The sequence below is a fragment of the Edwardsiella anguillarum ET080813 genome, assembly GCF_000264765.2.
GTDB lineage: Bacteria > Pseudomonadota > Gammaproteobacteria > Enterobacterales > Enterobacteriaceae > Edwardsiella > Edwardsiella anguillarum.
Map to the genome: position 1 here is coordinate 1,992,392 of NZ_CP006664.1, position 19,816 is coordinate 2,012,207.

The 19,816-nt window shown below is 61.3% G+C and carries 18 protein-coding genes; 9 read left to right on the plus strand and 9 right to left on the minus strand.

Annotated features, from left to right (window positions below; translation table 11 throughout):
- Window positions 1–24: 24 nt before the first annotated feature.
- The 4 genes from malM to ETEE_RS08940 all read left to right on the plus strand — a co-directional run bounded on the left by malM (window position 25) and on the right by ETEE_RS08940 (window position 4,544).
- Window positions 25–921: a maltose operon protein MalM gene (malM, locus tag ETEE_RS08925; RefSeq protein ID WP_034163030.1), complete on the plus strand. Its 897-nt coding sequence runs from the start codon at window positions 25–27 to the stop codon at window positions 919–921.
- Window positions 922–1,184: 263 nt separating this feature from the next.
- Window positions 1,185–1,691 carry a chorismate lyase gene (ubiC, locus tag ETEE_RS08930; RefSeq protein ID WP_034163029.1) on the plus strand — a complete coding sequence of 169 codons (507 nt, stop codon included), beginning with the start codon at window positions 1,185–1,187 and terminating at the stop codon, window positions 1,689–1,691.
- Window positions 1,681–2,580 (plus strand): 4-hydroxybenzoate octaprenyltransferase, encoded by a 900-nt coding sequence (gene ubiA, locus ETEE_RS08935; RefSeq protein ID WP_176564284.1) that lies wholly within the window; start codon window positions 1,681–1,683, stop codon window positions 2,578–2,580. The genes ubiC and ubiA overlap by 11 nt, the downstream gene beginning before the upstream one ends.
- 287 nt (window positions 2,581–2,867) lie before the next feature.
- A complete protein-coding gene (locus tag ETEE_RS08940) occupies window positions 2,868–4,544 on the plus strand; it encodes an OFA family MFS transporter (RefSeq protein ID WP_034163028.1) in 1,677 nt (558 codons plus the stop codon).
- A gap of 54 nt (window positions 4,545–4,598) precedes the next feature.
- Here ETEE_RS08940 and plsB read toward each other — a convergent pair whose 3' ends face one another.
- The gene (gene plsB, locus ETEE_RS08945) at window positions 4,599–7,055 is read right to left on the minus strand and encodes a glycerol-3-phosphate 1-O-acyltransferase PlsB (RefSeq protein WP_034163027.1); all 2,457 of its coding nucleotides are present in this window, start codon (window positions 7,053–7,055) and stop codon (window positions 4,599–4,601) included.
- Between the two features lie 125 nt (window positions 7,056–7,180).
- Here plsB and ETEE_RS08950 point away from each other — a divergent pair, with 125 nt between their 5' ends.
- On the plus strand, window positions 7,181–7,543 hold the full coding sequence (locus tag ETEE_RS08950) for a diacylglycerol kinase (RefSeq protein WP_034163026.1): 363 nt from the start codon (window positions 7,181–7,183) through the stop codon (window positions 7,541–7,543).
- Window positions 7,544–7,666: 123 nt separating this feature from the next.
- On the opposite strand, the gene ETEE_RS08955 is transcribed toward ETEE_RS08950, so the two are convergent.
- The 7 genes from ETEE_RS08955 to citC are packed head-to-tail and all read right to left on the minus strand — an operon-like array spanning window position 7,667 to window position 14,394.
- Window positions 7,667–9,124 carry an anion permease gene (locus tag ETEE_RS08955; RefSeq protein WP_034163025.1) on the minus strand — a complete coding sequence of 486 codons (1,458 nt, stop codon included), beginning with the start codon at window positions 9,122–9,124 and terminating at the stop codon, window positions 7,667–7,669.
- A gap of 29 nt (window positions 9,125–9,153) precedes the next feature.
- Window positions 9,154–10,065: a triphosphoribosyl-dephospho-CoA synthase CitG gene (gene citG / locus ETEE_RS08960; protein WP_034163024.1), complete on the minus strand. Its 912-nt coding sequence runs from the start codon at window positions 10,063–10,065 to the stop codon at window positions 9,154–9,156.
- The gene (gene citX / locus ETEE_RS08965; protein WP_225865190.1) at window positions 10,043–10,591 is read right to left on the minus strand and encodes a citrate lyase holo-[acyl-carrier protein] synthase; all 549 of its coding nucleotides are present in this window, start codon (window positions 10,589–10,591) and stop codon (window positions 10,043–10,045) included. The genes citG and citX overlap by 23 nt, the downstream gene beginning before the upstream one ends.
- 6 nt (window positions 10,592–10,597) lie before the next feature.
- Window positions 10,598–12,118 (minus strand): citrate lyase subunit alpha, encoded by a 1,521-nt coding sequence (gene citF, locus ETEE_RS08970; RefSeq protein WP_034163022.1) that lies wholly within the window; start codon window positions 12,116–12,118, stop codon window positions 10,598–10,600.
- A 10-nt stretch (window positions 12,119–12,128) separates the two neighbouring features.
- Window positions 12,129–13,025: a citrate (pro-3S)-lyase subunit beta gene (gene citE / locus ETEE_RS08975; protein ID WP_034163021.1), complete on the minus strand. Its 897-nt coding sequence runs from the start codon at window positions 13,023–13,025 to the stop codon at window positions 12,129–12,131.
- Complete coding sequence (gene citD, locus ETEE_RS08980; protein ID WP_034163020.1) at window positions 13,022–13,321, minus strand: citrate lyase acyl carrier protein; 300 nt, start codon at window positions 13,319–13,321, stop codon at window positions 13,022–13,024. The genes citE and citD overlap by 4 nt, the downstream gene beginning before the upstream one ends.
- Complete coding sequence (citC, locus tag ETEE_RS08985; RefSeq protein WP_034163019.1) at window positions 13,318–14,394, minus strand: [citrate (pro-3S)-lyase] ligase; 1,077 nt, start codon at window positions 14,392–14,394, stop codon at window positions 13,318–13,320. The genes citD and citC overlap by 4 nt, the downstream gene beginning before the upstream one ends.
- A 387-nt stretch (window positions 14,395–14,781) precedes the next feature.
- Between citC and dpiB the strand changes: the two genes are divergently transcribed.
- The 4 genes from dpiB to dinF all read left to right on the plus strand — a co-directional run bounded on the left by dpiB (window position 14,782) and on the right by dinF (window position 19,318).
- Entirely contained in the window at window positions 14,782–16,425 is a 1,644-nt protein-coding gene (gene dpiB / locus ETEE_RS08990; protein WP_034163018.1) for a sensor histidine kinase DpiB, read from the plus strand.
- On the plus strand, window positions 16,418–17,104 hold the full coding sequence (dpiA, locus tag ETEE_RS08995; protein ID WP_034163017.1) for a two-component response regulator DpiA: 687 nt from the start codon (window positions 16,418–16,420) through the stop codon (window positions 17,102–17,104). Before dpiB ends, dpiA begins: the two co-directional genes overlap by 8 nt.
- 120 nt (window positions 17,105–17,224) lie before the next feature.
- Entirely contained in the window at window positions 17,225–17,833 is a 609-nt protein-coding gene (gene lexA / locus ETEE_RS09000; RefSeq protein WP_012847108.1) for a transcriptional repressor LexA, read from the plus strand.
- 153 nt (window positions 17,834–17,986) lie between these two features.
- On the plus strand, window positions 17,987–19,318 hold the full coding sequence (dinF, locus tag ETEE_RS09005) for an MATE family efflux transporter DinF (protein WP_034163015.1): 1,332 nt from the start codon (window positions 17,987–17,989) through the stop codon (window positions 19,316–19,318).
- An 18-nt stretch (window positions 19,319–19,336) separates the two neighbouring features.
- On the opposite strand, the gene zur is transcribed toward dinF, so the two are convergent.
- On the minus strand, window positions 19,337–19,810 hold the full coding sequence (gene zur, locus ETEE_RS09010) for a zinc uptake transcriptional repressor Zur (RefSeq protein WP_034163014.1): 474 nt from the start codon (window positions 19,808–19,810) through the stop codon (window positions 19,337–19,339).
- Between the last annotated feature and the right edge of the window lie 6 nt (window positions 19,811–19,816).

The following is a 19,816-nucleotide window of genomic DNA, read 5'->3' on the forward strand; positions in this document are numbered from 1 at the left end:
AGAAGGATAATAAGGATAATAATGATGAAAACCGCCTTAAACCGTCTCTCCCGCGGCGTACTGCTGGCCTGTGCGCTCTGCAGCGCGCCGCAGGCGTTCGCCGATACCCTGCTTCCGACGGATGTGGCCGCTGCGCCAGAGCTGAGCCATGCCGCTCTGCAGGCGCTACGCTGGCAGCCGCTGACGCCGCCGATGGATACCACCCTCACCCTGGGCCCCGACAGCCAGACGCTGGCGCAGGGAGATATCCAGGGCGCCGTCGCCGCGCTGGCTTTGCCGGCGAATCGGGGCTCGCTAGAGATAACCTTAAGCAGCCGGCTGCACAATAAACGGCTGTATGTCCCCAATGTGCTGGTGCTCGATCAGCATCTGCGCCCGGCGGCCTACTACCCCGGCAGCTACTTTACCTACCGCCAGCCCGGCGTGATGAGCGGCGATCGGCTGGAGGGAACGCTGAAGCTGACGCCGGTGCTGGGTCAACAGCAGATTTATCTGCTGATTTATACCACCCGTCAGGATCTGGCCACGACGACCCGTATGGTAAACCCCGCCAAGGCCTATGCCGCCGGCGTAGGTAACGCGGTGCCGGATATCCCCGACCCACAGGCGGCGCATGCGTCACAGGGGGTGCTGAGCATTCAGGCCAGGGTTGAGCGGCAAAGCGGCAATGTGATGATCGGCGGACTGCTGCCGGGCGGCGATACGCCGGCCGACGTGGCGGTCGGTAACCCGGCGAGCTCCGTCGCTGCGCCTGCGGCGCCGATGCTGGATGACACCTCCGCCTATTTCGATCGCAGCATCCGCAGCGCGGTACGCCAAGGCGATATCGATAAAGCGCTGCGTCTGATGAATGAGGCGGAGCGACTGGGGTCGGCGACGGCCCGGGAAACCTTTATCCGCAGCGTAAAAGGCAAGGGTTAAGCGGCGGGGCGCAAAGGCGCCCCGCCGTACTGCGTTACGGATGTGGCTTGATGACTGGTGCGCTGCGGCGCACCTTTTTTATTGATTCCCGCCCGCGCAGGCGTTTGCGCGCTTGTTGTGGTTTCCACTTTCTTTTGTTAGTCAAATGCTCATGGATTGCTGCGAGAGTGCCCCAGACGGCGAATCTGCGGTACACTGAAACGTAATAAGGCGCGCCGCGGATAGCGCAGCGACGCAGGGGTTGAGACGATGGGGTGTATGGCATGGCAGAACATTCTGCTGCGCTGGCGAATATCGACTGGCAGCCGTTGGCTGACGCGGCGGCGCCGGCGGACTACCGCAGCTGGCTGGCGGAGCAGGGGTCGATGACCCGCCGCCTAGAGCAGCGGTGCGACAGGCTACAGGTGACGGTACTGCGCGAAGGGCTGGTGGACGCCGCGCAGCTGAGCGACGATGAGCGCGGGCAGCTGTCGCCCTGCGCGCAGTATTGGCTGCGGGAGGTGATCCTGCTCGGCGATGGTATCCCCTGGCTGTTTGGCCGAACCCTAACGCCTGCCAGCACGCTGGAGGGCGCAGGTCAGGCGCTGAGTCAGCTGGGGAGCACCCCGCTGGGGCGCTACCTGTTCAGCGGGGTCGCCCTGGAGCGCGAGTTGCTGCGAGTTGGCTGCCTGGGCTCGCTCTGGGCCCGTCGCAGCCGGCTACGCGTCGCCGGTCAGCCGCTGCTGCTGACGGAGCTGTTCTTGGCCGATGCCCCTATCTATGGTGGATAACGCACGTAAGCGGAGAGAGCAAGGCGTGGAGGGATGTGTGACCCAAAGCAAATGGCTGGCGTATTGCCGCCTAATGCGGATCGACAAGCCCATCGGTTCGCTGCTGTTGCTGTGGCCGACCTACTGGGCACTGTGGCTGGCAGGCGGCGCGGCGCCGGGGGGAAAGCTGCTGCTGGTTTTTACCTGCGGGGTGTTTTTTATGCGCGCCGCAGGCTGCGTGATCAATGATTTTGCCGATCGTCACTTCGACGGTCATGTCAAACGCACCTGTCAGCGTCCGTTGCCCTGTGGCGCGCTGTCCGAGCGCGAAGCCAAGACGCTGTTCGTGCTGCTGGTGGCGCTCTCTTTTACCCTGGTGCTGACGCTGAATGCGATGACGATCTGGCTGTCGGTGGCGGCGCTGACGCTGGCCTGGCTCTATCCCTTTATCAAGCGGTTCTCCCATTTTCCGCAGGTGATCCTGGGGATGGCCTTCGGCTGGTCGATACCGATGGCCTATGCGGCCGTCGGCGAGAGTCTGCCGCTCAGCTGCTGGCTGCTGTTTGCGGCCAATATCTGTTGGACGGTCGCCTACGATACCCAGTACGCCATGGTGGATCGCGACGACGATCTGCGGATCGGCATCAGGTCGACGGCGATCCTGTTTGGCCGTTACGATCGTCTGATGATCGGCCTGCTGCAGCTCGCTACGCTGCTGCTGCTGCTGTGGGTCGGCGAGCTGAATCAGCTGCAGGGCGCCTATTACTGGGGCGTGCTGCTGGCCGCGGCGCTGTTCGTGTATCAGCAGCGGCTGATTGCCCGACGGGCGCGTACCTCCTGTTTTCGGGCATTTATGAACAATAACTACGTCGGGCTGATCCTGTTTTTGGGGATCTTGCTGGCGCTGTGATGGCGCGGTGGGTGTAATGCCCGCCGTTTTTCTCATAATCGCCACGCAATTATCATTTTTCCATCCATTTTAACCCACATTGATAGTCGCTTCTCTGGCGCGCGCCGCTAAAGCCGAACGCTAAAATGAAACTGTAATTTAACATTTCACCTTTCTTTGTTACCTGTCACAAAGCCTGGATGAATTTCGCCGTCGAACAAATTTTGAACAGGAATGGTACGTCTTCTGCTATGTCAGGATGCGCCGCTTGCCATGGCGGCAACGCATTCAGGATCAGGAGAAGCATAATGAGTGTCGATAATTCTGTGCCGGCGCCGCGGGGCGGCGAGCGGCGGGCGGCCGACGACCGACCCGGTTTTTTCAGTAAGGCGCGTATCATTGCCCGTCCGGGGTTTAACCGTTGGCTGGTTCCGCCGGCGGCGCTGGCGATCCACCTGTGCATTGGCATGGCCTATGGCTTTTCCGTCTTTTGGCTGCCGCTGTCGCAGGCGCTGGGAGGCGGCGCGGCACGCGCCTGTCCGGCGCAGATGTCCGCTTGGCAAGAGCTCTTTACCACCCAGTGCGACTGGCGCATCTCCATGCTGGGCTGGACCTATACCCTCTTTTTTATCTTTCTGGGCTGCTCGGCGGCGCTGTGGGGAAGCTGGCTCGAGAAGGCGGGGCCGCGTAAGGTCGGGGTCGTCGCAGCCTGCTGCTGGTGCGGCGGACTGATGTTTTCCGCGCTGGGGGTCTACCTGCATCAGCTGTGGATGCTGTGGCTGGGATCCGGGGTTATCGGTGGCATCGGCCTGGGGCTCGGCTATATCTCACCGGTATCGACGCTGATCCGCTGGTTTCCCGATCGGCGCGGGATGGCGACGGGGCTGGCGATAATGGGATTTGGCGGCGGCGCGATGGTGGGGGCGCCGCTGGCGAATAGCCTGATGCACTTCTACGCCGCGGCCGGGGGCGTCGGCGTATGGCAGACCTTTCTGACGCTGGCGCTGATCTACTGGGTCTTCATGCTGTCCGGCGCGTTGGCCTATCGCATTCCGCCCATCGGCTGGCGTCCCCAGGGGATGGCGACGACGACGGAGACGCCCGCGGCGCAGGGCTTCACCCACATGGAGGTGCACGTCAGCGTGGCCTGCCGCACGCCGCAGTTTTGGCTGGTGTGGGCGGTGCTGTGTCTCAACGTCTCCGCCGGTATCGGCATTATCGGCATGGCCTCCCCGCTGCTGCAGGAGGTCTTTGCCGGGCGATTGCTGGGAGGCACGCAGACCTTTGCCGAGCTGTCCAGCGCCCAACTGGCGCAGATCGCCGCCATCGCCGCCGGGTTCACCGGCCTGCTGAGCCTGTTTAATATCGGCGGGCGTTTTTTCTGGGCCTCGCTCTCCGATCGCATCGGGCGTAAGAGAACGTTCTTTCTCTTTTTTACCCTCGGCGTGGCGCTGTACAGCCTGCTGCCGACGCTGGGCACGCTGGGCAGCGTAACGCTGTTTGTTCTGGCATTTTGCCTGATCGTGTCGATGTACGGCGGGGGCTTTGCGACGGTGCCGGCCTATCTGGCGGATCTTTTTGGTACCCAGATGGTGGGGGCGATCCATGGCCGCCTGCTGACCGCCTGGTCGGCGGCGGGGATCCTGGGGCCGGTGCTGGTCAACTATCTGCGGGAGTATCAGCTCAGTCGCGGCGTCGCCCGCGCGCAGGCCTATTCCGAGACGCTGTATATCCTGGCGGGTCTGCTGCTGGCCGGTCTGGTGTGTAATCTGTTGATCCGTCCGGTCGATCGACGCTATACGATGAGCGAGGCTCAGCTGACGCAGGCGCGCTCCCTGTATAAGGTGAACCCGAATGCCCAGCTTAGCTGGGTGGCGGACGCCGGCAGCCGGCCGTGGGTCGCGCTCTCCTGGCTGGCCGTGGGGCTGCCGCTGCTGTGGGGATGCTGGATTACGCTGCAGCAGGCCGGGCAGCTGTTTGGATAGGCGAAGAAAAACGCCCGGCGTAGGCCGGGCGTTTTAGGGGGATTGCCGCGGGCGTTACGCGGCGCCGTCGTTCGCGGCGCCGGTATCTTCCAGCGCAGCGATGCTGACGCTTTCGATGGTCAGGCGAATCTCCGGGGTCAGCAGATCGGCCAGCAGGTTATAGATTTCCAGCGTCTGCTCGCGCACCGCATCGCCGACGTCGTTGATATAGCCCTCTGCGCGCAGCGTCGCCACCAGGGTGGCGAAGACCGCCTTGTCGAAGAACTCCGGCGCATTGATGCCGTGCAGCACCGACAGACGCTGGGCCAGGATCCGGCTCTCTTTCTCCAGGGCGCCGCGGCTGATGCTGGGGTTGGCGCTCAGCAGCGAGAAGGTGATGGCATAGCGCTGCAGGGTTTCACGCACCCCGGAGGCCAGCAGCTGCAGGGCGCGGATACGCGGCGGGTTAATGCTCAGGGTATCATCCTGCAGGCTGATCAGCTGCTGGCGACACAGTTCATCGATGATCGGGCCCAGCACCTGCGGCAGCGTTTCCGGCGCATAGTGCATGAACAGCTCCTGCTTCAGCATCGGGTAGATCACCGCCGCCTGGCGCAGCAGCTCGCCGCGTGAGATCTGGCGATGGTGGATAACCATGCTGGCAACCAGCGCCGGCAGCACCAGCATATGCTGAATGTTATTGCGGTAGTAGGTCATCAGCACCGCCTGCTCGCGCGGCAGAATGATCAGATCACCGATGTTATCCTTCTCAACCTCAAACTTGTTCATCTGCAGGGCGTGGTCCAGCAGCTCCTGCGGCGTGCGCTGTGGCAGCGTCGCATCCGACGCGTAGGGCACGTTTTGCAGCAGCTGCAGGTAGCACTCCAGCTGCTCCAGCAGCTGCTCGCGGGTCAGCGCACGCTGGCGCGAGGCCAGCAGCGCCGTGGCGCACAGGTTCATGGCGTTAGCGGCAGCGGCCTTATTGATGTTGACCATCACTTCGCCGGCGATGCTGTTGACGCTGGGGGTGAGCCAGTGCGGACGTTGGGCCTCAATAGGATCGATAGCCTCGCGCCACTCCGGTACGTGCTGGTTGAGCCAGACGTTAAGGGAGATAGGCTCGCCAAAGTTGACGTAGCCCTGGCCCAGGTTACGCAGCTTACGTAGCCCGCGCACCATCTGCAGCAGGCTCTCTTTTTCTTTCGTCGCCCCGCGTAGCTCTTTGGCGTAGGTGGCGACCTCCATCACGTGCTCGTAGCCGATATAGACCGGCACCAGGGTGATCGGACGCTTACCGCCGCGCAGCATGGCCTGCAGCGTCATGGCCAGGGTGCCGGTTTTCGGCTCCAGCAGGCGGCCGGTACGTGAGCGCCCACCCTCCATAAAGTATTCGACGGAGTAGCCGCGGCTGAACAGCTCGCCGAGGTATTCACGGAACACCGTGGAGTAGAGCTTGTTGCCCTTAAACGTCCGGCGGATGAAGAAGGCGCCCAGCCGACGGAAGATCGGCCCGGCCGGCCAAAAGTTCAGGTTGATGCCGGCGGCGATATGCGGCGGCACCAACCCCTGGTGGTAGAGCACATAGGAGAGCAGCAGATAGTCCATGTGGCTGCGGTGGCAGGGAACATAGACTATCTCGTGACCATCCTGGGCCAGCTGACGCACGCGCTCGGCGTTATGGACGTTAATCCCCTGGTACAGGCGGTTCCAGGTCCAGCTGAGTACGCGGTCGGAGAGACGCACCGCCTCATAGGTAAAGTCAGCCGCGATCTCTTCCATCAGCGCGACCGCATTCTGCTGGGCCTTCTCGCGGGAGATCTTCTTGCTGCGGGCTTCGTCTTCAACGGCCTTTTCAATGGCCTTGGATCCGAGCAGCTTATTGAACAGCGCCTGTCTGTCCGGCAGGCGCGGGCCGACGGCGGCCAGGCGCAGGCGGGAGAAGTGCATACGCGCTACGCGCGCCAGCTTCTGGGCGATGGTTTTGTCGGTGCCGTGCTCATCGGCCATATAGCGCAGCGAGACGGTATTGGAGAAGCGCACAAAGCTGTCGCGTCCCAGCCACAGCACGGCGAAGAATTTCTGAATACCGTTGAGCAGGCGCAGCTGCGGGGCGCCTTTATGATCCTCGCGGCCCGGTGCGCGGCCAAACATCACGGAGACCGGTATCATCTGAATATCCAGCGACGGGTTGCCGCGGTGCAGATCCAGATAGTCGAGGAACAGTTTGACCGACGCCTGCTTGGGCGCGTAGTAGCGGAAGACCCGCGGGCCATCGTCTATAAACACATAGCGTGGCAGGATGACGCCGTCGATTTCATTGTCATCCAGCGGGTCGGGCAGATCCAGCGCCAGACAGCGATCGCGTAGGGTCAGTAGATCCGCCTTAGAGTTATAGGGCAGAACATAGAAGACCGGCCGGGTGGTGTCCAAACGCAGTTCGGCCACCGGATCGGTGGGGATAACTTTACTTTTTACAAGTAATTTAAGCGGTAAATTCAACAGCTTATAATATATTTTACGCCATCCAGACATAAAAGTATCAGCCTCTTGTTAGCAATGCGCGGCAAGGATACCAGAAAGTAGCCCTGAGATCTGTGGTGCCGGGATCCCGGGAAGCGGCTAAAATGCCCGCCAATGCTCATCGTTATGGATTATCTATGAATAGTACTACAGGTTTGACTCGAATCATTAAAGCGGCCGGTTACTCGATCAAAGGACTGCAGGCGGCATGGCGCCATGAGGCGGCGTTCCGTCAGGAGAGTCTGCTGCTGGCTGTCGCGGCGGCGCTGGCCTGTTGGCTTGACGTCACGGCGGTCGAGCGCATTTTACTGATCGGCAGCGTGACGCTGGTGGTGATCCTGGAAATCCTCAACAGCGCTATCGAGGCGGTAGTGGACCGGATTGGCAGCGAACGCCATGAGCTGTCCGGCCGCGCCAAAGATATGGGATCGGCGGCGGTATTCGTGGCGCTGTGGCTGGCGCTGTTTGTCTGGGTCAGCATTCTGTGGACGCATTGGTAACCGATGTGTCGTTTGGCGGCGGCTCTCATGGATTTATGCTCAGTTGCCCGCGCCGGAAAACATCACCCCCTGCGCGGATGCGCAGGGGGTGATGGCATAACAACATGGGCGTTAGGCGAGAGGTTAGTTCCACATGGCCATGATAGGCCAACCGATGCCTAGCAGCGCGGCGATGTAGATAACCCCAAAGATGGCGCCAAGTCGCCAGTAATCCTGAGATTTTACATAGCCACAGCCGTAGATGATGATCCCCGGGCCAGTGGCGTACGGGGTCAGACAGCCCATCAGGCCGATAGAGAGCACCAGCAGCAGGCACAGTTGGTCCATCGGAACCCCTGGAATGCTCTGGGCGACGGCCAGGATCACCGGCAGCATGGTGGCGGTGTGGGCGGTCAGGCTGGCGAACAGGTAGTGGGCAAAGTAGAACACCAGCACCAGGGCGATGACCGTCGCGGTCGGTGAGAAACCGGCCAGGTGGGTGCTCATGGTTTTGGCGAACCATTCGATAAAGCCGGAGCGGGTCAGACCGTTGGCCATGACCACCAAGGTAGACAGGTTGACCAGGGTATTCCAGGCGCCGCTGTACTTGGTAACATCCTTCCACGGCACCACGTGCAGCGCCAGCATCAGGGCGACCGCCAGCAGGGCGACGGCGGTGGCGTTGATGAAATCATCGCCAAAGACCCACAGCGCCAGGCTCAGCAGCACCAGGCAGATCAGGGTGATTTCATGGCGGGTCAGGGCGCCCATCTCTTTCAGCGCGCTACCGGCCCAGGTAGCGACCTGCTCGCTGTGGGTCACGGTCGGCTTGTACAGTACGTAGGAGAGCCACGGGGCGACGATTAACAGCAGCAGACCCACCGGCAGAAAGCCGAGGAACCACTGCATCCAGGAGATCTGGATACCGGCAATTTTACTGACAAACTCCAGGCCCAGTACGTTCGGCGCGGCACCGGTGACGAACATGGAGGAGCTGATGCTGGTACTGATCACCATCATCCACATCAGATAGCTACCGATGCGGCGTGAAGAGGGATCGTTGGGATGGGAATCGAACAGCGGCGGCAGGTTTTTGATCACCGGAAAGACGGTGCCGCCGGTACGCGCGGTGTTAGACGGCGTAAAGGGCGCCAGCAGAATATCGATGATGACGATGGCGTAGCCGAGAGTGAGCGTTCGCTTACCCATGAACTTGACCAGCAGCAGGGCGATACGCCGACCCAGCCCACTGACCTCATAGCCCAGGGCAAAAATAAAGGCGCCGAACACCAACCACACGGTGGTGCTGGAGAAGCCGGCCAGCCCCCACTTCAGCGCCTGTTTACTGGCGTCGAAGGCGGGATCGGCCAGCTCTTTGGCGTCAAACAGCAGGAACTGGTTACCGATAACGACGATGGTCACGGCGATAAAGCTGATGGCGGTGGCCGGGATGGGCTCAAGGATCATCCCGACGATCATGGCGACAAACACGGCAAAATAGTGCCAGGCCTGCGGCGGCATGCCTTCGGGGACTGGGATCATAAACATAATCCCCATCACCACGAGGGGCGCGAGTAGTTTCCCTATTTTCTCTTTGGACATAACTGATGACTCCGGTAAGGATGATATTTTTAATGTTCAGCTTGCAAAATCGGGTAACAGAGGTGAGCCAGAAACCAGGTGAGGATCAGCAGATCCGCGCTGCCGCCCGGGCTCAGGTGATGGTCAATACACTCGGCGTCAAAGCGGCGTAGCGCCTGCAGATCGGCCGGGGTGCGGATGCCGCCGGTTGCCAGTAGCGCGGCGGCGCGCTGCTGCATCCAGCGCAGCCCGCTCTCGCCGCCGCGCGCCGCGACATTGGTATCCTGGTTATGCGCCATCAGTTGCACCAGGGTATCGAGCAGCGCCAGCTCCGGATCGCGTCCGGCGGCCAGCGCCCTCTGGTAATGGGGAAGCGCCAGATTCAGCACCAGCGGGTAGCCGGCCTCCGCCTCGCCGCGGGCGCCGGTAATGCCCAGCGTGATAAACAGACGCTGTCCGGCCGTGGACGCCTGCGCCGGGCGCAGGGAGGTCAGCTCGCGCGCGACCAGCCCGCGGCAAAACTGAGCCGCATAGCCGCACAGCCGCGCGGGGGTGAGCGGTTGGCCGCGCTGGTGGCTGCGCCCGGCGGCGGCGCACAGCAGGCCGAGAGAAAAGATACTGCCCTTATGGGTATTGACGCCGGCGGTCGCGCGGAACATGTCCGTCTCGCAGGCGACGCCGAGCGCGCGCAGGCCTGGCAATACGCTGCCGCCGTCCAGCGCGGCGCTGTCGGCCCCGTACTCGACAAAGCGGGCCAGCCAGGGGGCGATGGCATCGGCGCTGCGCACAAAGTCGCTGTGGGCCATGTCGCGGTGGGCGCCGCTGTTGTGGCGATCGACCAGGCCCGGCTTGGGCGTCAGATTGACCTCGGCCAGCATGGCGCGCCAGCCCAGCGTGGCACAGTGGTGACAGGCCTGGCTCAGGGAAAGGCGATGCGGGCTATGCGTTGTCGGGTTGTGCATCGTGAACCAGTGCCTCCATATGGGCGAGAAGTTGGGCCACGTCGTGGCGGCGCTCGCGGGCGCACAGCACGGCGGGGCGTTGGCAAATCAAGCAGCGGCGGGCCGGCAGCTGATAATCGCCGCGCGACAGGATCTGTCCGTCGCTTGCCAAGACATCCATGTCCCAGAGCCGACCCAGGGGATGGGTCTGCTCCAGTGCGATGGCCGCCTGTTTGACCTGTTCGGCCGGCGCATCGATGGCCATCAGCCCTTCCGGGCCGGTGGCTAACTCCAGCGAACGCTGCTCCCTGATGCGCCATTCCTGACGCTGCGCCAGCTGGCTCAGCGCCGCGATGCCCGCATTGAAGATGCGGCGCGTCAGCGGGCTATCCTTGACCGGGCCGGGGGCGACCACGGTAAAGGAGAGCAGCGTACAGGTATGGCGGGTCAGCCATGCCGCCTGCCGGGACTGCCTGCATTCACGGCTGAGGAGCAGTTCCGGTAGGGTGACGGTATGGCTGGCCGCCAAATGGGGGAGCAGGGTCATCATCGCTTATTCCTTGACCTGGCGAACCACGTCGATGACGGAGCCATCGCGGTAGCGCACCACGGCCACGACCTTGTCGGTAAAGGCGATCGGCTTCGGCTCGCCGGTCAGGGAGAGCGCGCGATCGCGCAGCCACTCAATGCTGACCAGCGGTAGGCCGGCGTCGCGCAGACGCTGCGCCAGCTCCGGACGCGCCGGGTTGACGGCGATACCGTGGTCGGTGACCAGGATGTCAATGCTGGAGCCGGGGGTGACGCAGGTCAGCACGCTATCGACGATGGTTGGGATACGTCCGCGCACCAGCGGCGCCACGATGATGGAGAGCGCAGAGCCGATGGCGGTATCGCAGTGACCGCCAGAGGCGCCGCGTAGAACGCCGTCGGAGCCGGTCAGCACGTTGACGTTGAAGTGAGTGTCCACTTCCAGCGCACTCAGCACCACCACGTCAAGACGGTCGACCGATGCACCCTTGGAGCTCCAGTTGGCGTATTGGTTGGCGCTGATTTCGATGTGGTTCGGGTTGCGCGCCAGGGAGCCGGCGGCGGCGCGGTCGAAGCTCTGCACATCGAGCAGCTTACGGATGTATCCCTTCTCGTGCAGATCGACGATGGTAGAGGTAATGCCGCCCAGGGCAAAGTCGGCGCGGATATCGGCGCGACGCATCTTGTCTTCCAGGAAGCGGGTCACGGCCAGCGAGGCGCCACCGGTGCCGGTCTGCAGCGAGAAGCCTTCGTTAAAGTAACCGGAGTGAGCGATCACTTCTGCCGCGCTGCGGGCGATTAAAAGCTCACGTGGGTTAGAGGTCATGCGGGTGGCATCCGCGCCGATCTTACTGGCGTCGCCGACCTGATCGATCTGGACGATCAGGTCGACCTGATCCTGGGTCAGGCTGGCCGGGTTGTGCGGGTAAGGCAGAATCTCCTCGGTCAGCAGAACGACGCGGTTGGCCGCCTCGGCATCGGCGCGGGCGTAGCCCAGCGAGCCGCAGCAGGCGTTGCCGGTATAGCCGTTGGCGTTACCGAAGGCGTCGCAGGCCGGTACCCCGAGAAAGGCGACGTCGATGTTCAGTTCACCGCTGTCGATCAGGTGTACCCGGCCTCCGTGGGAGTGGATCTGCACCGGCTCGTCGAGCAGGCCATGGGAGATGGCATCGGCCAGAGGGCCGCGTAGGCCAGAGGTGTAGATCTTGCGTACCACGCCACTGCGGATATGGCCGACCAGCGGCGCATGGCAGTCGCTCAGGGAGCTGGAGGCCAGGGTCAGATCCTTGAAGCCCATGGCGGCGATGACATCCATCACCTGATTCAGGGTCAGATCGCCGCCGCGGAAGGCGTGGTGGAAGGAGATGGTCATGCCGTCACGCAGGCCGCTGCGGCGGATGGCCTCCTCCAGAGAGGCGCACAGTTTGCGATCGCGCGCGTGATCGTCATGGTACTGGGCCTTGCTGACGTCATTGAAGGCCGGCAGCGCGCCATCCCGTTGGCTAAAGGCGGCTACGCGGGCGTTTCGTTGGGTATCTTGTGTCATCTTTATCGCCTTATTCTTCACGGATGCCGGACAGGGCCGCGCGGGAAAGCACCAGACGCGCGCGCTCGATAACCGGGCTGTCAACCATCTTGCCGTTCAGGGAAACCACACCGCGTCCTTCGCGGGCGGAGGCCTCGGCGGCGTCGACCACCAGACGGGCGTGATCGACCTCTTTCTGCGTCGGCGCGTACAGGTTGTGCAGCAGCTCGATCTGACGCGGGTTGATCAGCGATTTACCGTCAAAGCCCAGCTGTTTGATATGGGAAGCTTCGCGCAGGAAGCCCTCATCGTTGTTGGCGTCGGAATAGACGGTGTCAAAGGCCTGGATACCGGCGGCGCGGGCCGCCTGCAGGATGCTGCAGCGGGCGAACAGCAGTTCGATGCCCTCCGCCGAGCGCTCCGTGCGCAGATTGCGCACATAGTCTTCGGCGCCGAGCGCAATCCCGATCAGACGCGGGGAGGCGTGGGCGATGGCCACGGCCTGGGTGATCCCCTGGGCTGACTCGATGGCGGCCAGCAGGCCGGTGCTGCCCACCTCACGTCCGCAGGTGCGTTCGATGCGGGCAATTTCGTTTTCGATAGCGATGACGTCATCGGCGGAGTCGGTTTTCGGCAGACGTACCACATCGACTCCAGCGCGCACGACGGCTTCCAGATCGGCGACGCCGTACGCGGAGTCCAACGCGTTGACGCGCACGATGGTCTCAATGTCGTTGTACAGGGGGTGCTGCAGCGCGTGGTAGACCAGACGGCGGGCAGCGTCTTTTTCACGCAGCACCACGGAGTCTTCCAGGTCAAACATCAGCGCATCGGCTTTATAGATAAAGGCGTTGCTCAGCATGGCGGCGTTGGAGCCGGGAACAAACAGCATGCTGCGACGGGTGCGGGTTTTCTGTTGCGGTGTCATGCGCGATCCTCCCAAGGCAGGCTGACCAGATCGGCGGCGCGCGCCAGCAGGGTTTCCAGACGTGCGCGCAGGACACAGTCGAGCGCGCCTTTATCGTCAACGATCAGCTGTACGCCGCGAATCTGATAGCGGTTGAGGACGTCCAGCACGGTGGCGCGGATGGCGTCGCCAAACTGTTTTTCGACGCTGCTGCTAATTTGCAGATCGAGAGCTTGGTCGTCTTCAATGGGCGCGATGCGCACCATCACGTCGCTCGACTCAAGGGTGCCAGCGACGGCTGCGTGGTTTATTTTCATTTGTCACCTGTAACTAAGACGGATTCCTGGGGCCGGCGCTCTGCGCCCGCCGGCATTGATGCGATCAGCCGGGCCAGATAGGCCCGCGTCGCGTCGGGTACCAGTGGGGTGATTGCCGGAAGATCTTTGCGTACCAGCAGCTTGCGTACCCATGAGGCTGAAATGGGGGTGTTGTGATAGGTCAGCCTGGCCACTTCAACCAGATGGATCGGCGGATAGGGCAGCGCCGGGGTTTCCAGCCAGTAACGCATATCCTGATTGTATTTGGCGGTGACCGGGCAGAAGGGCTCCGTCCCGACGAAGCGGTGGGTAATGCCCAGTGCCGGCGCCAGATACTGCCGGAATATCTTGATATCGATTTCGGTGTAGCAGTTGTCAGCCACCCCCTGCTCTTTAATGAAGTAGCAGGGAAAGGTGGCGCGGGAGATGATGTATTCGGAGCCCGGGTGTAGCGTCAGATTGGCGATATCACTCACACCGGAACGCACCAGCGCCAGCCGATCTTCATAAGAAAAGCGTGAGGTATCCTCACGGACTAAAAACAGGTGTAGCCAGTCGCATTGACTGGCGGCCTGCCGGACGAGGTAGCGGTGTCCGTTGGTGAACGGGTTAGCGTTCATCACGATGGCACCGATTTTTTTCCCTGGGTGGCGCAGCGTCGCTAATGTTTCGGCATAGCGTTGAAGACGGACTTTACTGTTCTCCATCAGTACCATGATCCCGGGAACCCGGGTAATGGTAGAGAAACCGCACTGGTGGAACATCTCTTCGTTTTCTTCTTTTGTATAGATGAAAAGATTATTCCGCCCTAATTCATAGGCCAGGTTGACCAATTCAGTGGCCAGCGTCAGGGCCAATCCTTCGCCGCGGGCGGTGGCGCTGATGGCGACACACTTTATGATATCGCCGGCGATACCGCCGCAGGCGATGATTTTGTTATCCCGCTGTGCACAAATAAATATTTCTACTGATGTATCAATGTTGAGGCCATTTTCACGCAGAAAATGAGTGATGTCGGCAATCCTCTTTTGCTCAGAACGCTTAATCTGGGTGAAAACAGTATTGCTGAACATAAGGATTCCTGCTCTGCGTCGCGATGGTTACGTTAAATAAATGTATCTTTTATCAACTCAATAACTTTTCATTTTCAATCAAAGCTAATAAAACTTTGCTGCCTATTTTTATTCCCCTTGGCTGTTGTTAAATTAATCCTAAATAGGAATTGGGTGGGGATTTTTGACCTGATTCACAAACGGAAAGCAGTTTTAAATCGCCTTAATAGTTTTTATCTTCGTAATTTAAAATAAAGATTTTTATAGACTGGTTTTTATTTGCTTAATTAGTTTAATAGCGATAATCTGCAAAAGTAGAAAAGCATTATGGCCAGAGTGTCAGGAAACAAAACGATTACATTTGAAGCGTTCAAAGGTAATCGAAACGTATTAAAAGGTGAGGTAACGATGGTAAGAATGCCGAATAACAGTGCGGTGAATTTCTTTCGCCGCATGGCGTTCCCCCTGCGTATTTTTTTACTGTTACTGCTGGTTTCCTGCTGCCTGTTTGCCGCGCTGGGGAAGTACCTGTCAGCCAGCTTTGAAGACTACATGATGAGGCAGGTGCGCGACATGGCGATGAACCAGGCCAAGATCATCGCATCGATGGACAGTATCGTGGATGGGGTGAAGGATCGCGACATCCACCGCCTGGCGCTGATTGCCGATCGTCTGGGAACCGGGACTGACTTTGACTATGTGGTCATCGGCGATCGGAACTCTGTTCGCCTGTATCACCCCAATCCGGCCAAAATCGGCCATAAGATGCAGTTCAATAAGCCGGGCGCCATTGAGAAGGGAGAGAGCTACTTTATCTCAGGAAAAGGCTCTCTGGGCCAGGCGCTGCGCGCGAAAACGCCCATTTTCGATCATCGGGGGCAGGTGATCGGGGTCGTATCCCTGGGCTATTTGGTCAGCAAGATCGATAGCTGGCGTCTGGACTTCCTGCTGCCCATGGCCGGGGTCTTCGTGTGCGTGCTGCTGCTGATGATGCTGCTCTCCTGGCTATTTGCCGCACATATCCGACGACAGATGATGGGGATGGAGCCGCGCCAGATAGCCCGGGTGGTGCGTCAGATGGAGGCCCTGTTCGGCGCCGTTTTTGAGGGACTGATTGCGGTCGATCCTGACGGACAGATCACGGCAATAAATCGTAATGCCCGCAAAATGCTGGGGCTAAGCGCGCCGGGTCGTCAGTGGCTGGGGCAGCCGATAAGCCAGGTGGTCTCACCGTCGGACTTTTTCACCGATCGCATCAATGAAGATCGGCGTGATGCCATTCTCACCTTTAACGGGCTGAGCGTTATAGCCAACCGGGCGACCATCCGCTCCGGCGACGGCGATACGCTGCTCGGCGCGATTATCAGCTTCCGTAGCAAGGATGATATCAATGCGCTTAACGCCCAGCTGACCCAGATCCGCCAATATGTTGACAGCCTGCGTACCGTACGCCATGAACACCTCAACTGGATGTCGACGCTCAGCGGGCTGCTACAGATGAAGGAGTACGATCGGGCGCTGGAGATGGTGCGCGGGGCATCGCAGGCGCAGCAGCAGCTGATCGACCGCCTGCGCGATGCGTTCAGTGACAAGGTGGTCGCCGGGCTGCTGTTTGGTAAAGTGCACCGGGCACGCGAGCTGGGGCTGACGCTGACCATCGTCGACGGCAGCCAGCTGCATGCGCTGCCGGCGGGGTTGGACAGCACGGAGTTTGCGGCGGTATTGGGCAATCTATTGGATAATGCCTTCGACGCCAGCCTGAAGAACCCGCAGGGGGGCGGCGGCGTTGAGGTCTATCTGTCGGATGAGGGCAGCGAGGTCATCATTGAAGTGGCCGATCAGGGCTGCGGTGTCCCGGATGCGCTGAAAGATAACATTTTTGAGCAGGGCGTGAGTACCAAGGCGGAAGATCCTGGGGAGCACGGCATTGGCCTGTACCTTATTGCCCGCTATGTCGGGCGTTGCGGAGGCACCATTACGCTGGAGGACAACCAGCCCTATGGCACTCTATTTTCTGTTTTTATCCCGAAGGTGAAGTGTGAACATGAATAAAATTAATATATTAATCGTCGAGGATGAAACGCCGCTGGCTGAGATGCACGCGGAGTTTATCCGCAATCATCCCTGCTGTGGTCAGCTGTGGTTGGCCGGCAATCTGGCTCAGGCCCGGGCGATGATTAAAAGTTTTCACCCGGATTTGGTGCTGTTGGATAACTATTTGCCGGACGGCGTCGGAGTACATCTGCTGCATGAACTGACCCAGCAGCGCTATCCGGGCGGCGTAGTGCTGACCACCGCCGCCAGCGATATGGACACCGTCTCAGAGGCGGTTCGCAGCGGCGCCTTTGACTACCTGATCAAACCCATCGCCTACGAGCGTCTGGGGCAGACGCTGGATCGCTATCAGCAGCGCAATAGCATGCTCAGCGGACATCAGAATGCCAGCCAGCGTCAGATAGACAGCATGTATAACGCCTATGCGCGCGGGGATAGCAAAGAGGATCTGCCGGTCGGCATTGATGCCCTGACGCTGGAGAAGGTGCAGGGGCTGTTTGTGGACGATACGGTACGCCATACCGCCGAAAGCGTGGCGCAGAGCCTGCTGCTGAGCCGTACGACGGCGCGGCGCTATCTGGAGTTCTGTGCGGCGCGTCAGCAGATCGTCGCCGAAATTGTCTATGGCAAGGTGGGGCGCCCGCAGCGTATTTACCGGGCGCAGGGGAAAAGCTGAGCACCGTCTGACCGCGACGGAAAGCACGCCGCGGCCGGTGTTTTGTGTATTTCACGGTTTTAAATTATCCGCTACCTGTATATACTCACAGCAAAACTGTATAAACGAACAGGGGGCGGAATGAAAGCACTTACGGCCAGGCAGCAGCAGGTCTACGATCTGATTCGCGATCATATCGAACAAACCGGCATGCCGCCGACGCGTGCCGAGATTGCCCAGCGCCTCGGTTTCCGTTCACCCAACGCCGCCGAGGAGCACCTGAAGGCGCTGCAGCGCAAGGGGGTGATCGAGATTGTCTCCGGTGCGTCGCGCGGTATCCGCCTGTTGATGGAAGATGAGACGGGGCTGCCGCTGATTGGCCAGGTGGCCGCCGGTGAGCCGCTGCTGGCGCAGCAGCATATCGAAGGGTTTTACCAGGTCGATCCGTCGCTGTTTAAGCCCAGCGCCGACTTCCTGCTGCGGGTCAACGGCATGTCGATGCGCGATATCGGTATTCTGGACGGCGACCTGCTGGCGGTGCACAAGACCCAGGATGTCCGCAACGGTCAGGTAGTCGTTGCGCGCATTGAGGATGAAGTGACCGTTAAACGACTTAAAAAACAAGGGAATATGGTACAGCTTCTGCCAGAAAACAGCGACTTCCAGCCTATCGTGGTCGATCTGCGCGAGCAGAACTTCACCATCGAGGGGCTGGCCGTCGGCGTGATCCGCAACGGTGACTGGATCTAGGCTGTATCCCGCTCCGGGGCGTAGCGCCTCTGCGCCGCCAGGCCCGCGCGTTACCCCGGCCCCCACCCCGCGATCCTTCGGCTCGCGGGGTCTTTTTTTTGCGGCCTTCGTGCGCCGCACCGGCGCGATCCGACCAAACGAGGGAACGATGTGATGCGAGGCGTTTTCCAGGAAGACAAGGCGCTGTGGCGCCTGGCGCTGCCGATGATTCTGTCGAATGTTTCCGTTCCCTTGCTGGGCGTGGTCGACACGGCGGTGATCGGTCATTTGGACTCGCCGGTTTATCTGGGCGGCGTGGCGGTGGGCAGCATGGCCACCACCTTTTTGTTTATGCTGCTGCTGTTTTTGCGCATGAGTACCACCGGGCTGTGTGCCCAGGCGTTCGGCGCCGCCGATCGCCCGGCGCTGGCGCGGGCGTTGGTGCAGCCGCTGATCATGGCCCTGCTGGCCGGGGCGGGCATCATCCTGCTGCGCCAGCCGCTGAGCGCGCTGATGCTGCAGATCGTCGGCGCCGAGGCCGCGATACAGACGCAGGCGCAGCTGTTTATGCATATCCGCTGGCTGAGCGCGCCGGCGACCCTGGCCAACCTGGTGATTCTGGGCTGGCTGCTGGGGGTGCAGTACGCCCGGGCGCCGGTGCTGCTGCTGATCGTCGGTAACGCGGTGAATATCGCGCTGGATCTGTGGCTGGTGGTGGGACTGGGCTGGAAGGTGGCCGGCGCCGCCTGGGCTACGGTGATCGCCGACTATGTCACGCTGCTGATGGGGGGGGCGCTGCTGCTGCATGTGATGCGTCTGCGCGGGCTGCGCCGGGCGCATTTCCGACACGCCTGGCGCGGTAACCTGCACCGCCTGTTGGCACTGAACCGCGATATCATGCTGCGCTCCCTGCTGCTGCAGCTGTGCTTTGCCTCGCTGACGGTGATCGGCGCGCGGCTGGGGGCCGACGTCGTGGCCGTCAATGCGGTGCTGATGAATCTGCTGACCTTTACCGCCTATGCGCTGGATGGCTTCGCCTATGCCGTCGAGGCTTACTCCGGCCAGGCCTTTGGCGCCCGCGATGGCTCGGCGCTGCGCCGGGTATGGCACGCCGCCTGCCGTCAGGCGGGGGCGGTAGCGCTGCTGTTTGCGCTGGCCTACGGCTTGTTTGGGCGCGCTATTGTCAATCTGTTGACCTCGTTGCCGCAGGTACAGACCCTGGCGCTCGACTATCTGCCTTGGCAGGCCGTGCTGCCGCTGCTGGGGGTATGGTGCTACCTGTTGGACGGCATGTTTATCGGTGCGACGCGCGGGGCCGATATGCGTAACAGTATGGCGGTAGCGGCCCTGGGATACGGCATAACGCTGCTGAGCATACCGTGGCTGGGTAACCATGGTCTGTGGCTGGCGCTGGCGGTATTTTTGACGCTGCGCGGCCTGTCCCTGTGGCTGATCTGGCGCCGCCGCTGGCGCACGCAGCGCTGGTTCCCCGCAGGGGCGGCGTAGTCCGCCGCCGCGATGGCGCTAGCGGGCCGGCGTTTCGCCGCCGGGCGCCTGGGCGCAGGCGTGGCACAGGCCATGGGCCTCGATGACGCTGTGCTGCAGGGTAAAACCGGCCTGCTGCGCCAGCGTCTCCAGCTGCTGCTGCAGGAGGTCGGCCGAACGCTCATGAACCTGGCCGCAGCGGTGGCAGATAAACAGCGCGGAGGTGTGACACGGCTCATCGAGGTGGTGGCACATCACATAGCTGTTGGTCGATTCGACCTTGTGGATAAACCCCTGCTCCAGCAGGAAATCAAGCGCCCGATAGATGGTCGGGGGCTTGGCCTGGGGTTCGGATACCCGTAGTAAATCCAGCAGATCGTAGGCGCTGATGGCGCCCTGCTGAGCGGCCATCAGGCGCAGCACCTCCATCCTCTGGGGCGTCAGGCGGACATTGCGCTGCCGACAGATCTGTTCTGCCTGGGCCAGCAGTCGCTGCAAAGTGGGGGTGGTCATGGTCGC